The organism is Zhongshania aliphaticivorans (assembly GCF_902705875.1).
In the GTDB taxonomy this organism is placed as follows: domain Bacteria; phylum Pseudomonadota; class Gammaproteobacteria; order Pseudomonadales; family Spongiibacteraceae; genus Spongiibacter; species Spongiibacter aliphaticivorans_A.
Map to the genome: position 1 here is coordinate 121403 of NZ_CACSIK010000002.1, position 17922 is coordinate 139324.

Genomic DNA, 17922 nt, shown 5'->3' on the forward strand with positions numbered 1-17922 from the left:
CTCGGTGATAAGTGCGGGTGAAAACGGGTGTTTAAATGAGGAGTCTTCATGTTTAAGAAAATGTTGTCGCTGATCAGTGTGTTCAGCTTTTTAATATTAATGTCTGCTTGCAGTGATGGCGCTGAGCCTACTGCAGCAAAAACGGCTCAACCAGCTGCGAGCTCAGTTCAGACACCTCCAGTGACAGATGCAAAAGACGGTGAAGGTTTCATTCGTATTGCTCAGCCGGTACGGACTAGCAACCCTGATAAAATAGAAGTGGTTGAAGTCTTTTGGTATGGCTGCAGCCACTGCTATAATTTTGATCCCATGTTAGAAGTTTGGCAGCGAAATACAGCTGCAGATGTTGAGTTTCACCGCTCTCCGGCAATGTGGAACGACCTTATGGTTGTGCATGCGAAAGCATATTACACCGCACTTGCCCTAGGTGTTTTAGATAAGGTCCATGAACCTATTTTTAAAGCGATTAACTTAGATCGCAATATGTTGCGCGATGCGGATGCCTTGGCGAGTTTATTTGTTGAGCATACCGGTATCGATGAAGCCACTTTCCGGAAAACATTCGATTCTTTTGGCGTTAATAGTCAAGTCAAACAAGCTGATGCGCGTGCGCGTGCTTATGGCATTGCGGGAACGCCTGAGCTGATCGTCAATGGCAAATACCGTATCACTGGCCGTTCAGCGGGTGGTAGAAGAGAGATGTTGCAAGTTGCTGAAGAGCTAATTGCGATAGAGCGTGCATCAAAATAAGGTCTTTTTAGGCAGCAGCGGTTTCATTTTGTTTGCTGCCATTTCTTTCCTGTTTTTTTGACCTTACCTAAACAGGCCCGCATCGTGTTATGCGGGCCTGTTTGTATGTGGTCAATGTTTATCGACAGCAGTTTGACTCTCTTCCGCAGCGGTAAATGTTTCACTACTGAGATTTGCTGAAGTTTGAGAAAACTCTCGCTGACAAAACGCTAAGCGCTTGTCAGGTGACGGTTTGTGAATCCCTTTCAATGCAAGTCGTTCAATTTCTGCTTCGACAGTTGCACAGCGCGCAGCGAGCCCAGCGTTGTTGGCAATTTGAATGTTTAGCCCTGGTCGCGCATTTAATTCTAGCATCAATGGCCCTTTGTCTTTGTCTAGGACCATGTCAACGCCTAAATAGCCCAAGCCCGTTAATTCATAGCAACGCGTAGCCAGTGACATAAACCCGTTCCAGTAAGGCAGCTGCACGCCGCGGACGGGGTTGGTGGTATCTGGGTGGCTGTTAATTAGTTTGTTCAGCCATGTACCATCTAGGGTGATTCCGGTGGCTAAATCGACACCAACACCGATTGCGCCTTGATGTAAATTGGCTTTACCGCCAGATTGGCGTGTGGGTAGACGCAGCATGGCCAGTAGTGGGTAGCCTTTGAGCACAATAATACGAATGTCCGGCACGCCCTCATAACTGATAGCACTGAAGATAGGGTCAGGGGTGACCCGAAACTCGATGAGTGCGCGGTCGCGATGACCACCTAGAGAGTAAATGCCCGATAAAATACCGGAGAGGTGGAATTCAAGATCTTCACGGCTTAACAAACGCCCAGATGCAGTTCGATAGTAGCCCTCAAATTGGTCAACAATGACAATAATGCCGTCGCCTCCTGCACCCTGTGCAGGTTTAATAACAAAATCTCGATGGCCATCAACAATCTCTGCTAATTGGCTAATTTGTTTATCAGAGTCAATGACACCATACATGGGGGGAACGTGAATCCCCGCTTGTTCGGCACGTTCTTTGGTTTTGATTTTGTCATCAACCAAGGGATAAAGATGGCGCTGGTTGTAACGCAATACATAGTCTGCATTGCGTTGATTAATGCCCATTACGCCTTGCTTGCGCAGATCCTTCCAAGTGCTGAATAAGGACATATTACTTGCCTTTAATCATGGCGTTAAAGCGGAATAATTCGGTTAGGCGGTAGCCGCGATAATGGCCCAGAGCCAGCATAAGCGACATAAAAATGAGTAGCATGCCGGGGAAGGTAAAGACGAAATATGTCCACGGCTCATAGGTCATCATTAGGTGTGACAGGGTTGCTGCCACCAATGTTCCAATGCCAACTTTACCAGCATGAATACCGCCACGCTCTTCCCATACAATAGACATTCGTTCTATCGACATTGTTAAAATAACCATAGGGAATAGTGCGATGGACAAGCCGCGATCAAGTCCTAATCTGTGGCCGAGTACACTAATTAAAGCCATGATAATCACCACAAAGGTCAGCACCACAGATAATCGTGACAACAGCTGTAAATGGAGATGCTCAAGATAGGAGCGCAGGGACAGGCCGAGTGCGGTAATGACCGTAAATAAAATAACGCCCCAGAACACTTGGGTTTCTCTAAAGGCAAGGCCAATCAACACGGGTGTAAACGTGCCCAGAGTTTCTAAGCCAATCACATTGCGAAGCAGCAAAATGAGCATCACGCCGATGGGGATCATGAGAATGATCTCGAAGGTCTGCTGTGACTGCAAAGGTAAATCGTATAGAGACAAGGCCCAGAACTTGTTTTCTTTACGCTCAGCAATCGATTGGGCAAGCATAATAGAATTCATGGTTCTTTGATTGGCAGTGACTTCAACCTTGAGGTGGCGGCCGCCTTCAACCGTGGCCATTAGCTCGTTGCCAGTCCACCAAACAACGCGATCATCGGGTAAGCCTAGGGCGCCGGTCTCAGGGTTAAAGTATAGCCAGCGCTTACCGTTGTAACTGCGCATCCATAATTCAGGCACCTGCGCCACACTACTCACCAAGCGCAGTGTGTGCACGCGCTCAACGGGAATGTGCGCAGAGGAGAGTAAAAGCTCCAGAACGCGAGATTTGTTGTCCTGGGTGTAGTTATTACCTAGCAGCAAGCGGGCATTGTCATTACTAGGTTCATTGATAAGTTTGATGGCTTCGCGAATAAAGGTTTCGATGTCAGCAGAATGTTCGCGAATTGGCTTTAACAGAGCTTCCACGGCGACTTTTTCTACGCCGATGAGCTCGGGGCTCTCGCTAAATTGTGGGCCGGGTTCCGATTCTGAAAAGCGTGAGTTGCTGCGCTGGGTGAGCATTAGCCGGTAATAAAGTTGTTGATCGCCCTCTGTGCGCCTAGCTGACCAAACAGCTTGGCGGTTATCTCCTATAACATCAGTATTCACGCCATAATTTTTAGAAATGAAGCTTTCATTCAAGGTGATGAATTTACTCCATTCGGGCGGTAGGTACATTTGTACTTTTACTGGGCTGTTATTACGGGCTTGGAAGCTCAGTTTGGTATCAATAACCCAAACTGGCTCCGTGGTTTCTGAAGAAATGGGAATATTGAGAACAAAAATCTGCCATGCGGTACTGCCAGCACCAATTAGTAATAGTGCCAGTGCCAGAACCCTGACATGCAGTTTTACGCCCTTCATCCTTCTTGCTCCTCGGGGTTATCTTGTTTTGGGCACAGTGTTTTGTTTTGTAGGTATCTCTTGCTGGGGTCCACTAAGGCGTTAAATGCGGTAAGTGGTTCTGAGCCAACCAGCATTGGTTTTGAAAACTGCCTGCGATCGGCTAAATTAGCTTCCACTTTGTGAGAGCGACCACCAATACACAGTGTAAGTTCAAGCACAGGGCGACGACTATAGTCTTTTTCATCTTCGTCGTAATCAGATGCGCGGCGTTTAATACGAATATGTTTACTCAGGGGTAGGCTTACCGATTTGAGTGTGTCGTCAGGCAATACCAAGTCAAAATGAACGATATCGTCTTGATCCCCTTTACCCTTTTCAACCTGGGTATTAATCGCATTGATTGAGGCGCTTTCCGCACCGGTATCAATTTTGGCTTTATAGCGAACATCCAGCTCTTCAATATAGACATACTCGCTTAAGCCAAAAATTTGGTGGTCGCCTTCATTGGCGCTGGCATTTGTTGAAAAGATAAGAGTGTTGGTTAGCAGTAGGGTAAAGAAAATAAATCGCACAGTTTCTCCTTAATCATTTTATTATGCCTCCGGCTACGCGTATAGAATAGATTACGCTAAGTCGTTTTAGCCAGTGCAAGCATGGCTTGCTGGGGCATTAAATATGTTCGAGTGGACTTAGTCTCTGATTTCTTGAAAAAGTGCGAGGGTAATATTTCGCCTTTCTTTATGATCAATTATCGGAGTGGGATAATCACCGTGTTCAGGGGGCTGGTGTAGTTGTTTGCCAGTAAGGCCCTTTAGTTCTGGAATAAAGCGCAAAATAAAGTCTCCGTCGGGGTCAAATCGTAGGCCCTGAGTGGTGGGGTTAAAAATGCGGAAATACGGTGCGGCATCGGTGCCAGTAGAGGCCGCCCACTGCCATCCACCGTTGTTTGATGCAAAGTCAGCGTCGATTAAATTCTCTAAAAAATAGCGTTCGCCCCAGCGCCAGTCTATGTGGAGGTCTTTGCATAGAAACGATGCGCTTATCATCCGCAAGCGATTATGCATCCAGCCAGTTTCGGTGAGTTGGCGCATGGCCGCATCGACAATGGGGTAACCAGTTCGCCCTTCACACCAGGCTTGAAATAAGTCTGGGTCATTGGGCCAAGCTATCGCTTCGGTATTCACCTGAAAGGCGCGGCCCATTACTACTCTAGGGAAATGGTAGGCCACGTGACGGTAAAACTCTCGCCACAATAATTCGTTAAACCACGTTCCAGCATCACTTTTAGCATCCCATATTTCATCACCGCATTCCATCTGCAGCCGAGCTAGGCACTGCCGAGGGCTAATAATGCCATGCGCTAAAACGGCAGAAAGCCGAGAGGTACCGTCAAGTGCAGGGAAATCGCGGTGTTTCTGATAGTCATTTGCGCGTTCAGCGCAAAACTGGCGAAGTTGCGTTAGGGTGTCTTCTTGGTTTGATGGCCATGCCGACGAGTCTTTTTCGGGACCAAAGCGTGGGCATTTAACGGGTTTTATCGGCGTTGCTCTGGTTTTTGCTGGCGGGCTAGGAATGACGCGTGGAAAGGCGGCGGCGAGCTCTTTACGGCAAAGGCGAGAGAATGGCGTAAAAACTTTGTAGGGTTGGCCGTCTGCCTTGGTTATGCGATCAGGGCTAAGTAAGCTGTCGTCTATCAAATAGAATGGTATGTTGATACGTTCCGCGCAGGCGTTGTCCCGCTGAATTTCATCGACTAACCATTCTTTGTGGGCGTGAAGCGCGGTGATGCTGTGTTCTCTGCAATAGAGATCAAGCGTGTCAGGTACGTCTTTAAAATGTCCGCTATCGATAATATCTAGCGGAATACCAAGGTCGGCAAGTTGTTGGCTCAGTGCGTCAAGTGCGCTGCGTAAAAAATGGCGACGAATGGGCGCAATGCCATGGTGATCTAACTGCTGTGGGCAAAGTATATAAATGGCGCGAACCTGATCATGTTTACCACATGCGGCGGTCAGCGCAGGGTGGTCTAAACTGCGTAAGTCGTTGCGAAACCAAACCAGCGCTGTCATTTTACAGCCCAATTCTGAGCTTTAAATCCCGCGGGTATGGGGTAAAGTAATATTGATCTAGCAGGTATTCGACTTGGTATTTCTTTAAAAAAAGGCTCAGCATTTCCAGTGGGACCAAGAGCGGTAATAAACCCGCTGCGTAATCGCGAATCACTTCAGTGAGTTGCTGCTTGTCTTCTGGATCAAGATGATCTTTGAAAAAGCCCTGAATATGCATCAAGGTGTTGGTGTGATTTTTAATGCTGGCGGGCTGCCGCAGGGCTAACATAAATTGATCAATATAGCGGTCAGCAATGTCATTGATATCCCCCGATTCGGCAACAATGGGGCCGAGCTCACGATAAATAGGTTGGTTGTGCGCTAAAAGTAAAAACTTGTGGCGACGATGATAATCTTGCAGTCGTTTTGCTGTAATCCCCTCTTTCATCATTGCTTGCCAACGTGAGTAGGCAACCACGCGAAGGACAAAATTTTCACGTAAATGGACGTCGTTTAGACGGCCATTTTCTTCAACGGGCAATAGTGGTAGCGCAGTCATTAATTGCTTGGCAAATAAGCCCACGCCCACTTTACCAAGGCCATTACCATTTTCTGCGTACACTGGCACTCGCTCCATGCCACAGCTTGGCGATTTCGCACAAAGAATATAGCCGCTTATGTGATCGAGGGAGGGAGTTGTATTACGGGCAAAGGCGGTCATTTTATCGGTAACGTCTATGCTGGTATCCGTGCTGCCTATTAAGCGAGGTGTGTCTGGGTCGCCGACTAGTCGAATTGTAGGTCTAGGCACACCCATACCAATAGCTTGTTCTGGGCAAATTTTGACAAAATCAAAGTGTCGCGATAATTCGTCAGTCGCAAATGGCAGGTTTTTGTGGCCACCGTCGAAACGAACTGGGTCGCCAAGTAAGCAGGCGCTAATACCAATGCGGATGGTTGGCGATGTGTTCATAGCGTGGCTCGCTTCTTGGTTTGTTTAATCACGTCAGTACTACGCATTGAGCTTAGTGGTAGATCAGTGTGGCGACAAGTGAATCGCTGTTAATTTTATACGCCGTCAGGCATGCGCTATACAATCGCTAGCGTTGTAATGTTAGCGATTACTCACTCTCTCCAGCGAGGAATAATATAAGACGAGCTAGATCATTATCACTGCAGCCGTGGCACATTCCTTTTGGCGGCATACTACCGATTCCATTAAGGGTATTACGCAGCAGCACGTCCATGCCCTTGTTGATGCGGGGTGCCCAGTCTTCAGTATTGCCACTTCGTGGCGCGCTGGCGACGCCGCTACTGTGGCAGCTATAGCAGCTTTGGATATACAGGGATTTTAGTCCTGGGTCTGCGGGCATTCGGCTTCGTGGCGAGGTGGCGCGGTCATTGTGTGCTGTAGCAGTGCCATCAGGGCTGGGGCCGCAGGCTGTAAGGCAGCTGAGCAGTATGCCTATGCCTAGAGGTCGCAAATGAAATTTAAAGCACCACATATACGTTTTTTCCCATAACCAGTCTGATGGAGTTGAAAGTGTACTCGTGAGGATATTGCCCTGTCTCGGTAATTTGGCGGCGGAGTTTATTTACGAGCAATAAGCTTAAGGGTGGGTTTTAAGTTAGGCCGAAAGCTTATTTGATTAAATTGATGCATTTCTAACAATTGTTGTAGAGGCGCTTTGGAGAAATATAACAAGTGCTCGGGTGGACGGACTGCAGTCCAGTCGAGTAAGTTTTTTTGTACTGAAAAGTGGCCGATATCGGGGGTGGTTAAAAACAGCACGCCGCCTTTGTTGAGAAGTGTATAAAGCGCGGCAATAAAGGAGTGAGGATCAGAAAGCTGCTCTATAACGTCACTGCAATAAATAATATCAAAGCGCTCATCGGTGGTGGCGAGGGCTTGCGCGTTAGTGGCTCTGAAATCTCCCATGGGATATTGCTGATGGGCCAAGCCTATACTGGCTTCGTTCACATCTATACCACAGGCCTCCAGTCCCAGGCTGCGAGCGGCTGCAACGGCATAGCCTTCATTGCAGCCGACATCGATAAATTTTTTTCCTAATGTTAAACGCTGTAAAGACCAGATGCGTTTTTTAGCGCGTCGCTGCTTTGACTTGATCTTGCGGATGTACTGCGAGGTCTTGTGATAATCCTGATAATAGTGAATCAGTTCGCCGTCGACAGGCGCGGGGGAAACATAGAGCAGGCTGCAGTCGGCGCATCGGTAGAGTTTGTGTCCATGTTTGCTGCCAGCCAAGGAAGATTTGGTACTCTGGCAGATAGGGCACGCCATTCGCTATTCCTAGTGATTGATTCAATGGGCGCATAACTACAACAAACCTAGCAATTAAATGTGGCGATTGTGTGACGCTGGGTGTTATTTCTCGTTGTTATTTCTCGTTGTTATTAAACCCAAAGGTGCGGCCCTCTTCCTCACTTTGGCGGTCAATTGCACCAACATCCAACAGCGGAGCTGCATCGATATGTTGAGCATCCATCATGTGTGCAACACGCTGCAGCGCGCTAATAATTTGGGTCTGTTCCCATTCTTGTAAATCACTGAACTGGCGAATGAAATAATCCTGCAAAGGCATGGGCGCATTGCGAATTAAGTTGTTACCGGTATCGGTAAGGCAAGCAAAAACCTTGCGCTTGTCTTGTCTGGAGCGTTCTCGCATTACCAAACCACGTTTTTCTAAGCGGTCTAAAATACTGGTAACGGTGGCTTGGCTGAGGCTCACTTGATTGGCGACATCACTAATAATAGCGTCACCTTGATCGCGTAAGGTTTGTAAAATTAACATCTGTGGTGCAGTCAGCCCTGCGGTCTTCATTAGATGTTTTGAGTGTAAATCGATGGCGCGAGTAACTCGGCGTAGCGAGATCAATACTTCGTCAATTCTGTTCATTTTAAATTTCTTCAATTCCATAAGCGGCCCAATGGTAGCGACTTAGCGTGAATTTTGCACATGATAAACTAGGGTGTTGTCAATAGCTTAGCTTGAACTTATACAATTAAATAGCTTATAATACTTCGTACACTAAGTAATTATTCGGGAGGTTGAGTTCACAATTTAGTGATTAAATACGATATAAAGCGATATTAAGCGGTGCTTTATATATTATTTGCTTATTAAATTAGTATGAACACAAATAAATTGTGTTGAAATCAAATAGCGCGATGCAAGCCAACGCTGCCACGCTTCGTTTTCGCCAGCCAACGGCGGAAGATGGCTATGCCCTAAATCAATTAGTGGCGGCCAGTCCCCCACTAGACACTAATTCTGTTTACTGCAATTTATTGCAGTGCACGCATTTTGCTGCCACCTCGGTTGCAGTAGAGGAAGACGGCCACTTAGTTGGCTTTATATCTGCTCACCGTATACCAGAAAAACCTGACACCGTATTTGTCTGGCAAGTTGTTGTCGACAAATCTCAGCGTGGTCGCGGTCTAGCAAAAAAAATGCTGATGGAAATCATTAAGCGCCCAGCCTGTGAGGGTGTGAGTTTTTTGGAGACGACTATCACTCCAGATAATGACGCGTCATGGGCGTTATTCCGCAGCTTTGCCCGCGATCTAGAGACAGAATTAAATCACAGTATTTGGTTTGAGAAAGAAGCCCACTTTGGCGGTCAGCATGACAGTGAAGCACTGCTTCGTATAGGGCCGTTTTCGGCATAGAAATAGATGCTGCAGTAACAAATTTAACTTAGTAAAGAATACTAGGAGGAGTAATTATTATGACAATCTTCGACAGGTTAGAATCAGAAGTACAATCTTATGCTCGATCGTTTCCAGTGACTTTTGATAAAGCACAAGGCGAGCATTTATACGACACTAATGGTAAACAATATATCGACTTTCTTGCTGGGGCTGGCACGCTAAATTACGGCCATAACAATCCTGTGCTAAAGCAGGCACTGGTTGACTATATTATGCGTGACGGAATTACCCACGGTTTAGATATGCATACGTCGGCAAAGGGTGATTTCTTGCAGGCCTTTAACGAGCACATTTTAGCGCCGCGTGATATGGAATACACCTTCCAGTTTACTGGCCCTACCGGTACCAACGCGGTAGAAGCTGCGCTTAAATTGGCCCGTAAAGTAACAGGGCGTACGTCAATAGTTTCTTTCACAAATGGCTTCCACGGTGTGACCTTGGGTGCTGTTGCAGCAACGGGTAATAGCCACCACCGTGGTGGTGCCGGTGTGGCACTGGGCGATGTTAATCGTATGCCTTATTGCGGTTACTACGGCCGTGATGCTGATAGTTTGAAAATGATGGATAAATTATTGTCAGACCCTTCATCGGGTGTGGATCTACCTGCGGCGATGATTGTTGAACCTGTTCAAGGTGAAGGCGGTTTAAATGTTGCCAATAATGATTGGCTTCGTGGTTTAGAAAAACTCTGCCGCAAGCACGATATCCTTCTCATTATTGATGATATTCAAGCTGGCTGTGGCCGTACTGGTACTTTCTTTAGCTTTGAGGCAAGTGGTATCAAGCCAGACATTATAACCATGTCTAAATCACTGAGTGGTTTTGGCCTACCCTTCGCTATTGTGTTGTTGCGTCCAGATTTGGATGTGTGGGAGCCAGGTGAACATAACGGTACATTCCGTGGTAATAACCACGCTTTTGTGACCGCAGCGGCGGCAATCCGTCATTACTGGAAAGACGATAAATTTGCTGAAGATATTGTTGAAAAGTCGGCAATTGTTAGCCATCGCTTTAAAAAGATATCCGATCGTTACGGTGTTACTCAAATGCAGCCCAAGGGGCGTGGCATGATGCAGGGCTTGGCATGTGCCGATGGCGAGACCGCCTCTGAAATTGGCCGCGCTTGCTTTGATCGCGGCTTAATTATTGAAACTTGCGGTAATCGCGATCAGGTTGTTAAAGTCTTCTGCCCTCTTACCATAGATAAAGGCGAATTGGTGCGCGGTTTAGATATTATGACCGACGCCATTGCCGAAGTGCTTGATAAGGCACTCGAAAAAAAAGCCTCTTAATTGATTAAAATTAGCGCTTCTTCTACAGGTAGAAATCTGTGGAAGAGCGGCTTATTACTGATACTGTTTTTGCGAGCAGGCAGACAAAATATTTACGAAGGAAGGTCAAATGATTGTTAGAACCTTAAAGGATTGTGAAAATTCTGAACGCTGTGTGGCTACCGATACATGGCAAAGTGTAAGGATGATATTAAAGAACGACAATATGGGTTTTTCGTTCAATATCACCACCATTTTTGCTAATACAGAAACGCCAATACATTACCAAAACCATTTAGAATCGGTTTACTGTATTTCTGGTAATGGCGAAATAGAAACCGTAAACGATGGAAAAATATACAAGCTAGAAGCTGGCACTATTTATCTTCTCGATAAGCACGACAAACACTTGTTGCGCGGCGGCAGCGAAGATATGCAAATGGCGTGTGTGTTTAATCCACCGTTGAGTGGCAAAGAAGTACATGACGAAAATGGCGTGTACCCTGTTGATTAATCTGCTGACGACCGAAAGCGAATTTCAGTTATTCAACGGAGAGAAAAATGACACACAGTGTAGAAAAAATTGGCGGTACCTCAATGAGCAACTACGAGGCCGTAAGAGATAACATCATTCTTGAGGGTGGTGAAAATGGCGACATCTATGGTCGTATCTTTGTGGTATCTGCCTACGGTGGTGTAACCGATTTATTATTAGAAAATAAGCGAAACAGCCACCCCGGTGTTTACGCCTTGTTTGCCGACGACGGAGCCGAGACACTTTGGCGTGACGCTTTAAGTAAAGTGGGTAATACCCTTAAAGAAATAAATGCTGAATTGTTTCCAGATGCTGAGCAGTTAGCAGAAGCGAATAAATATATAGAAAGTCGTCTTTTTGAAGCCGAGCGCTGCATGGATAACCTTCATCGCTTGTGCCAACACGGCCACTTTGGTTTAGAAGATCACTTGTTAACCGTTAGGGAAATGTTAGCAAGTATCGGTGAAGCCCACAGTGCTTGGAATACCGCAACACTGTTAAAGCGTGATGGCGTAAATGCTTGCTATGTTGATTTATCTGGCTGGCGTGCTGACGAAGCATTACCCTTAGATGAACATATTAAAGAGGCTTTAGCCGGAATCGACCTCACCACAACATTGCCCATCGTGACCGGATATGCTCATTGCCAGGAAGGCCTAATGGCAAGTTTTGATCGCGGTTATAGTGAGATGACTTTTAGCCGTATGGCGGTAATCAGTGGTGCACACGAGGCAGTTATTCATAAAGAATACCACTTAAGCAGTGCTGATCCGCGGCTTGTTGGCGCAGAGAAAGTCGTGCCCATCGGTCGTACAAATTATGATGTGGCTGACCAATTGGCCAATTTGGGAATGGAAGCGATTCACCCTCGCGCTGCAAAAGGTTTGCGTCAGCAGAATATTGCTTTGCGGGTAAAAAATACCTTTGAGCCAAATCATGCCGGTACGCTTATCGATTGCGATTACCGCAGTGAGAAACCTTGTGTAGAAATTATTGCTGGGCGTAAACAAGTTTACGCTTTAGAAGTATTTGATCAGGACATGGTGGGTTCGCTATGGCAATACGAGCAAAAAATATTGGCAGCCATTGAGCGTTTTAAAGGTATTGTGATTACCAAAGATATCAATGCCAATACCATAACCAATTATCTCGGTGTTAACTTAAAGACGGTCAAGCGGATAGTCAGTGCCGTGAAGGAGCTGTTTCCCAGCGCGGAAGTCAGTACCAGAAAAGTGGCGATTATCTCTGCAATTGGCAGTGATATGCAGGTCCCAGGTATGCTGGCTAAAACTGTATCGGCTTTAGCATCGGCAAATATCAGCGTCTTGGCAATGCACCAATCTATGCGCCAGGTTGATATGCAGTTTGTTGTCAACGAAGATGATTACGAAAAAGGCGTAGCCAGCTTGCACCGTTGTCTTGTAGAAGTATATGACCACGGTGAGGCAATATGCGTCGCGTAACGTTAACGCTCTTGATGGCTTTATGGGCTCCGCTGATGGTATCAGCGGAGCCTACGTCAAGCCCAGATAGCGCAGCCGTAGACGCGGCAATTGATAATTTAGACGAGGCACTTTACTCGCCTTTTATCGAACGTTATATGCTGGATGAAATCCGCAATTTACGCATAGACATGGAGCGGGGACACCGCGAGATGGCGGCAGAGATTGTTGATCGCGAGCTGGGCGCAGCAGATAAAGCCGTGTCTTATGCAACCAACACGGTGACCTATTTTTTCTATCTTATTGCGGCGGTGAGTTCAGCTTTAGTGTTAATTGGTTGGAATTCTATTCGCGACATTAAAGATAAAGTCCATAAGGTCGCCAATGAGCAAGTCGCAGAATTAATTGAAGAATATGAAAAAAGACTGCGCACAATAGAAAAACAATTAAAACAAGAAACCGCGCATATCGAATCAAACCGCGAAGAAATCACCTTAACCCAAGAGATCCACTCTCTGTGGTTGCGGGCTAGCCAGGAATCTAGTCCTGCAGGAAAAATTGCCATTTACGATCAAATTCTCACTCTACGTAAAGATGATATCGAAGCTATTACCTATAAGGCAGATGCGGCCCTAGATCAAAATGAGCCCCAGTGGGCCATTAATTTATGTCATCACGCACTGTCATTAGATGATGCTAATGCGCATGCCTTTTATCAATTATCGTGTGCGCATACCTGTCAGGGAAATCTCGACGACGCCGCGCGATATTTTGCCAAGGCTGTCGAACAGTCTGAATCCTATCGTGACGAGTTACACCGAGACCCAGCCCTATCGGAATTACGAGAGCACCCTTTACTCATTGAACTACTGGCTCCAGCGACGGTAAATTCATAGACAATCACTACCGCCACTTAACCAGTAAGCATCACGGAATTGATTATGATTACAGCTTGGAGTTTTGCCGCCTTTCTTGGTGTCTTCGTGCTTATTGGTCTTTCATCGGTATTGTTTAATACCCACCAAAGTAAAGATTATTATTTAGCCAGCAATACCGTTAAGCCATGGTTGGTAGGTTTGTCAGCGGTCGCGACCAATAATAGCGGGTATATGTTTATTGGTGTGATTGGTTACACCTACACCGTGGGCTTGTCTGCATTTTGGGTGATGGTGGGCTGGATATTCGGCGACTATATTGCCTCTCATTTCGTGCATCGTAAATTACGCGGCATGACGGAAAAAAGTGGCGAAGTGAGCTATCTGGGTGTGTTATCAAATTGGAACGGCAGTATCTTACCCGGCTATCAACGGCTAGCCGCGGTAATTTGTTTATTGCTTCTTACTTCTTATGCGGCTGCTCAACTGCTTGCTGGCAGCAAAGCCTTACACGTATTATTTGATTGGCCCACTTGGGCCGGCGCGGTATCGGGTGCTGTGTTGGTGGCGGTGTATTGTTTAGCCGGTGGTATTCGTGCATCAATCTGGACTGATGCAGCGCAATCAATTGTGATGATTACCGCTATGGGGCTGCTTATGTGGGTAGCCGTTGCCAATTTGGGCGGTGTAAACGCCACCGTTAACGCTTTACAAGACGTTCCAAATTATATGGATTGGTTTCCAGAAGATCTTGCTTTTCCGGGTGTGCCCGGCGCATTTCTATTTGCCTTAGGCTGGTTGTTTGCCGGATTATCGGTGGTTGGTCAGCCTCATGTTATGGTTCGATTTATGACGCTTAGCAGCGGTGATGAAATGAATCGGGCCAGAGCGTGGTATTACCTTTGGTTTACCGCCTTTTATTTAATGGCGACCACAGTGGGTTTATTGTCACGACTATACTTACCAGAAGTAGGAAGTTTTGACGCTGAGTTGGCATTGCCAACCATGGCACAAACTTTGTTACCTCCTGTGCTAGTAGGCTTAATCTTAGCGGGTATTTTTGCTGCTACATTGTCTACAGCTGACTCATTAATCCTAAGTTCGTCAGCGGCATTTACCCATGATCTTCTACCTCACAATATCGAACGGCCTTTATTGATAAAAGCCTCGACCTTAATGGTGTGCATACTTGCTTTGGCTTGGGCTTTACTCAGTGCGCAAAGTGTTTTTGCCATGGTGGTCATGGCGTGGTCAGGCTTGGCGAGCGCCTTTGTACCTATGCTGATTGTACTTATTTTTGGTGGGCGTCCAAGTCAGAATGTCGCGATAGCAATGAGCACTGTGGGTATTTGCACGGCTTTAGCATGGCGTTATTTTGACCTGCACAATATGGTTTACGAAGGACTACCCGGCATCGTTGCGGGCGTTTTGGTGTATTGCCTAGCCAAATTATTTGTCAGTAAAGTTGATGCGCATAAAGTAACATAAAATAAATAGAGAAAATTTTTTCTGGAATGTAGTTAATTTAGCGCATCTTTAGTGATCATTATTTACCAATTGTCATTTTGTGCAGGGTTTGGTCTTTTTTAACAAAATGATGATAAAGCGCAGCGAGTGCATGACCTAAGATAAGTAGCCAAACTACCCAAGCACCAAGGACATCTTTGTGAAGGAAGTCCATTGGTTTTTCGAACTCCTTAAAGGTCATGCCCAATCCATTATTGACGAGTAAGTCGAAAATAAGCGTGTTTTCAAATTTTGGGATTTCAAATAAGAAGAAAAAATTTACATTTGCTCCAGTCCCCATATAGCCAGTAATCGGCATGATTATCATAATGGCATATAAAGCATAATGACCGGCATGCGCCGCTAGATGTTCCAGTTTAGTACCAGGCTCTAAAGACGGTGTGGAGTTTGAAATACGCCATAAAATACGCAGCAAGACAACAACTGCAATGGAAACCCCAATAGATAAATGAATTTGCAGAACGTTAAAGCTTTCTGGGGTTCTGGCTTCGGTGAACCAGTGTAAATAATAGACACTGATGTAAGAACCTAAAAAAAGTGCAGCCGTCAGCCAGTGTAAGCACTTTGCGATTGAGCCATAAGTATTGGCTGTGTTTTTAAGTCCCATTATGTTCTCCGTGGTTTATTCCCACTGAATATCAAGCGTCATTGTGATAGAGGTACTACAGAAAAGTAAAGTACGTAACGGAATTCTGCTAATGTTGTTTCATTAATCGAGACAGGTATTGCCAATGAGGTGTCAGTTTTGAAATGGATAATTTTTGTCATTCTGATTGTGGTGGCGTTATATCAAACCTATCAATACAACACTAAACATATTAATGGGAACGGGCTAACACCTGTTGTTGCGGAAACTAAAGGTTCAATTGCTCAGTCGGGATTATTGGCAAGGGCATACCAAGATAAACTAAGTAATATTCAAGTTGCAGGCAATGGGCGTGTTGTAAAGGTGTTAGCTGATGATACCAAAGGTAGCCGGCACCAGAAGTTCATCCTTAAGCTAGCGTCTGGGCAGACCTTATTAGTCGCTCATAATATTGATTTAGCGCCACGGTTAAAGGGCTTACAAACCGGAGATAGAGTCGGATTTTACGGTGAATACGAGTGGAATAATTTGGGCGGCATACTCCACTGGACACACCATGATCCTGCGGGTCGTCATATTGGCGGTTGGCTGGAGTATGACGGGCAGCGTTACCAGTAATTCAACCTTCTAATGCCTTCCATAATCCCAGAGCACTAATGGTCAACAGGGTCAGCCCCAGCACCCTGAAGAAAATAGGGGTTTCAGCTTTTAGCATTTTTTCGTGGAAACGCAGGCCGATAAAATGGCCTATAGCGGCGCAGGGTAAAAGCCATAAATGATGAGCGAGCTGCAAGTTAACGCCTGCATAGATAAATGCCGCAAGTTTTATGCTTACTAAAATAAACCATAGGGCGAATAACGTATCGCGGAGTCGTTCGCGGGCAATATGCTGGGCGGCAACCGCAATGATTAATGGCGCGCCAATTAGGGATGTACCACTGATATAACCACCGGCCATTAAAAATACCGCGTCCACAAATTTGTTATTACTTCTAAACGGTTTGTTGGCAATATAGGTAATCGCGTAAACCGATACCACAATAAAAATAATCATGCTGAGCACATTGGCAGGCATGGTAATGAGGCCAAATACGCCCAGCAATTTTGGCACTATCATAATGGCCAACATATATCTGAGATAAGGCCAGTCCACCGTGCTTTTGTGGCTTCTTTTTGCCGCCTCTGATTTGCGGTTATTGAGCATCAAAGTGATGGAGGAAAAGAATAGTAACTGTACTGAGATTAAGGGCAGAAACACCAGGGGCTGGTTATGAACCAATAATAAAAATGGCAGTGATAAGACCGCGCCGCCAAAGCCGAGACCTGAGCGAACAAAGCCACTCCAGATAAAAATTAGGCCAATCAGTAGGTATTGATAATAGTGGAGGTCTGACATCGGTATCCAAAAAAGGGTGAGCTTGCTGATGTTCTGACGGTAAATGGTAAGGCGCTAGGGTGTGTAATGCTAGCGCTTAAATCGAAAATAGCGAGGCGGATAATTTATGCGCTTGCGGAATAAAAATTAGGCTGGTGGTGAATCTTCACCAGCCTAAATATCAACTTTGTTTAGGTGTTGTAGCGTTCTAAACTGGGTCGGTTTCTTTGTGCAGTTGTTTTAATTGATCGTCTTTTTGTTCCCACAGTTCAGAGACCCACTGTTGAAAGTTACCCCTAAATTCTTGATCGTTTAAATAGTCACGATTTAAGAACGGCGGTGCGATAGTTTGTTTGTCGATGCGCACAATCACCTTGTTGACTCGGCCGGTTAAAAAATGCCAAAAGCTGTGATCGTTACTTGGATAGTGAATCGTGATATTTAACAAGGTGTGCAGCTGATCGCCCATCGCACCTAATACAAAGGCAGCGCCGCCAGCTTTTGGCTTGAGTAAGTATTGGTAAGGTGATTGTTGCTGGGCATGTTTCTGGGGCGTAAAGCGAGTACCTTCTAAAAAGTTAAACACGGTCACGGGCGTGTATTTAAACTTTTCACATGCTTTACGTGTGGTTTCTAAATCCTTGCCTTTAAGCGCGGGGTTTTTAGCAATTTCGGCTGCTGAATAGCGCTTCATAAATGGGAAATCTAGCGCCCACCAGGCTAGACCAATAACAGGAACCCAGATAAGTTGTTGTTTAAGAAAGAATTTAAGCATTGGGATCTTTCGGAATAAGACCTTTTGAACGACTAAGATGTCCGCCCAAGACTGATGGTTGCAGGTCACAAAATACCAGTCCTTAGGGTCTAGTCCGTCGGCCCCTTTAATATCCCAATCAATATTGTTTACCACCTGCAGTAGCAGGTTATTAAAGCCCACCCATAAATTTGCGATTTCTATCGACACGATAGTAAACCAGCGGCGGGTGCTGGTAAGGGGAATCAGCAATTTGAGCAGCGCGGCCAGCATAAGAAACGGCACAAGCGTCAATGTAGAGCAAACGATGAGCAGCATAATAAGGCTGCCACGTAACCAGGGGGGAAGAAATGTCAGCATG

General features: G+C 45.9%; 19 protein-coding genes. 8 read left to right on the forward strand and 11 right to left on the reverse strand.

What is annotated here, in order from left to right; all coding sequences use genetic code 11:
- The first annotated feature begins 48 nt into the window (after positions 1–48).
- Positions 49–750, forward strand: coding sequence for a thiol:disulfide interchange protein DsbA/DsbL (locus AELLOGFF_RS14025; protein WP_159269531.1), 702 nt, complete (start codon positions 49–51; stop codon positions 748–750).
- Between the two features lie 111 nt (positions 751–861).
- Here AELLOGFF_RS14025 and AELLOGFF_RS14030 read toward each other — a convergent pair whose 3' ends face one another.
- From AELLOGFF_RS14030 to AELLOGFF_RS14065, 8 genes are all read right to left on the reverse strand, one after another.
- Entirely contained in the window at positions 862–1899 is a 1038-nt protein-coding gene (locus tag AELLOGFF_RS14030) for an alpha-L-glutamate ligase-like protein (protein ID WP_159269532.1), read from the reverse strand.
- 1 nt (position 1900) lies between these two features.
- Positions 1901–3433 carry an inactive transglutaminase family protein gene (locus tag AELLOGFF_RS14035; protein WP_159269533.1) on the reverse strand — a complete coding sequence of 511 codons (1533 nt, stop codon included), beginning with the start codon at positions 3431–3433 and terminating at the stop codon, positions 1901–1903.
- Positions 3430–3987: an ATP-dependent zinc protease gene (locus tag AELLOGFF_RS14040; protein ID WP_159269534.1), complete on the reverse strand. Its 558-nt coding sequence runs from the start codon at positions 3985–3987 to the stop codon at positions 3430–3432. The genes AELLOGFF_RS14035 and AELLOGFF_RS14040 overlap by 4 nt, the downstream gene beginning before the upstream one ends.
- Before the next feature lie 117 nt (positions 3988–4104).
- Positions 4105–5484, reverse strand: coding sequence for a deoxyribodipyrimidine photo-lyase (gene phrB, locus AELLOGFF_RS14045; protein ID WP_159269535.1), 1380 nt, complete (start codon positions 5482–5484; stop codon positions 4105–4107).
- A gap of 1 nt (position 5485) precedes the next feature.
- Positions 5486–6436, reverse strand: a complete 951-nt coding sequence (locus AELLOGFF_RS14050) for a YbgA family protein (RefSeq protein ID WP_159269536.1) — start codon at positions 6434–6436, stop codon at positions 5486–5488.
- A 148-nt stretch (positions 6437–6584) separates the two neighbouring features.
- Positions 6585–6968, reverse strand: a complete 384-nt coding sequence (locus AELLOGFF_RS14055; RefSeq protein ID WP_159269537.1) for a c-type cytochrome — start codon at positions 6966–6968, stop codon at positions 6585–6587.
- A gap of 86 nt (positions 6969–7054) precedes the next feature.
- A complete protein-coding gene (locus tag AELLOGFF_RS14060) occupies positions 7055–7765 on the reverse strand; it encodes a class I SAM-dependent methyltransferase (RefSeq protein ID WP_159269538.1) in 711 nt (236 codons plus the stop codon).
- A gap of 97 nt (positions 7766–7862) precedes the next feature.
- Positions 7863–8381 carry a MarR family winged helix-turn-helix transcriptional regulator gene (locus AELLOGFF_RS14065; protein WP_159269539.1) on the reverse strand — a complete coding sequence of 173 codons (519 nt, stop codon included), beginning with the start codon at positions 8379–8381 and terminating at the stop codon, positions 7863–7865.
- A 251-nt stretch (positions 8382–8632) separates the two neighbouring features.
- Between AELLOGFF_RS14065 and ectA the strand changes: the two genes are divergently transcribed.
- The 6 genes from ectA to AELLOGFF_RS14095 all read left to right on the forward strand — a co-directional run bounded on the left by ectA (position 8633) and on the right by AELLOGFF_RS14095 (position 14807).
- Positions 8633–9154: a diaminobutyrate acetyltransferase gene (ectA, locus tag AELLOGFF_RS14070; RefSeq protein ID WP_235035688.1), complete on the forward strand. Its 522-nt coding sequence runs from the start codon at positions 8633–8635 to the stop codon at positions 9152–9154.
- Positions 9155–9213: 59 nt separating this feature from the next.
- Entirely contained in the window at positions 9214–10488 is a 1275-nt protein-coding gene (ectB, locus tag AELLOGFF_RS14075; RefSeq protein ID WP_159269540.1) for a diaminobutyrate--2-oxoglutarate transaminase, read from the forward strand.
- A gap of 109 nt (positions 10489–10597) precedes the next feature.
- Positions 10598–10981: an ectoine synthase gene (locus AELLOGFF_RS14080; RefSeq protein ID WP_159269541.1), complete on the forward strand. Its 384-nt coding sequence runs from the start codon at positions 10598–10600 to the stop codon at positions 10979–10981.
- Positions 10982–11028: 47 nt separating this feature from the next.
- Entirely contained in the window at positions 11029–12465 is a 1437-nt protein-coding gene (locus tag AELLOGFF_RS14085; RefSeq protein WP_159269542.1) for an aspartate kinase, read from the forward strand.
- Positions 12453–13340: a TPR end-of-group domain-containing protein gene (locus AELLOGFF_RS14090; protein WP_159269543.1), complete on the forward strand. Its 888-nt coding sequence runs from the start codon at positions 12453–12455 to the stop codon at positions 13338–13340. Before AELLOGFF_RS14085 ends, AELLOGFF_RS14090 begins: the two co-directional genes overlap by 13 nt.
- Before the next feature lie 45 nt (positions 13341–13385).
- On the forward strand, positions 13386–14807 hold the full coding sequence (locus AELLOGFF_RS14095; RefSeq protein WP_159269544.1) for a sodium/proline symporter: 1422 nt from the start codon (positions 13386–13388) through the stop codon (positions 14805–14807).
- Between the two features lie 58 nt (positions 14808–14865).
- Here AELLOGFF_RS14095 and AELLOGFF_RS14100 read toward each other — a convergent pair whose 3' ends face one another.
- On the reverse strand, positions 14866–15453 hold the full coding sequence (locus AELLOGFF_RS14100) for a cytochrome b (RefSeq protein WP_159269545.1): 588 nt from the start codon (positions 15451–15453) through the stop codon (positions 14866–14868).
- Positions 15454–15591: 138 nt separating this feature from the next.
- Here AELLOGFF_RS14100 and AELLOGFF_RS14105 point away from each other — a divergent pair, with 138 nt between their 5' ends.
- Entirely contained in the window at positions 15592–16050 is a 459-nt protein-coding gene (locus AELLOGFF_RS14105) for a DUF3465 domain-containing protein (RefSeq protein ID WP_419183927.1), read from the forward strand.
- 1 nt (position 16051) lies between these two features.
- Here AELLOGFF_RS14105 and AELLOGFF_RS14110 read toward each other — a convergent pair whose 3' ends face one another.
- Positions 16052–16828 carry a sulfite exporter TauE/SafE family protein gene (locus AELLOGFF_RS14110; RefSeq protein WP_159269546.1) on the reverse strand — a complete coding sequence of 259 codons (777 nt, stop codon included), beginning with the start codon at positions 16826–16828 and terminating at the stop codon, positions 16052–16054.
- Positions 16829–17015: 187 nt separating this feature from the next.
- Positions 17016–17921, reverse strand: a complete 906-nt coding sequence (locus AELLOGFF_RS14115; protein WP_159269547.1) for an acyltransferase — start codon at positions 17919–17921, stop codon at positions 17016–17018.
- Between the last annotated feature and the right edge of the window lies 1 nt (position 17922).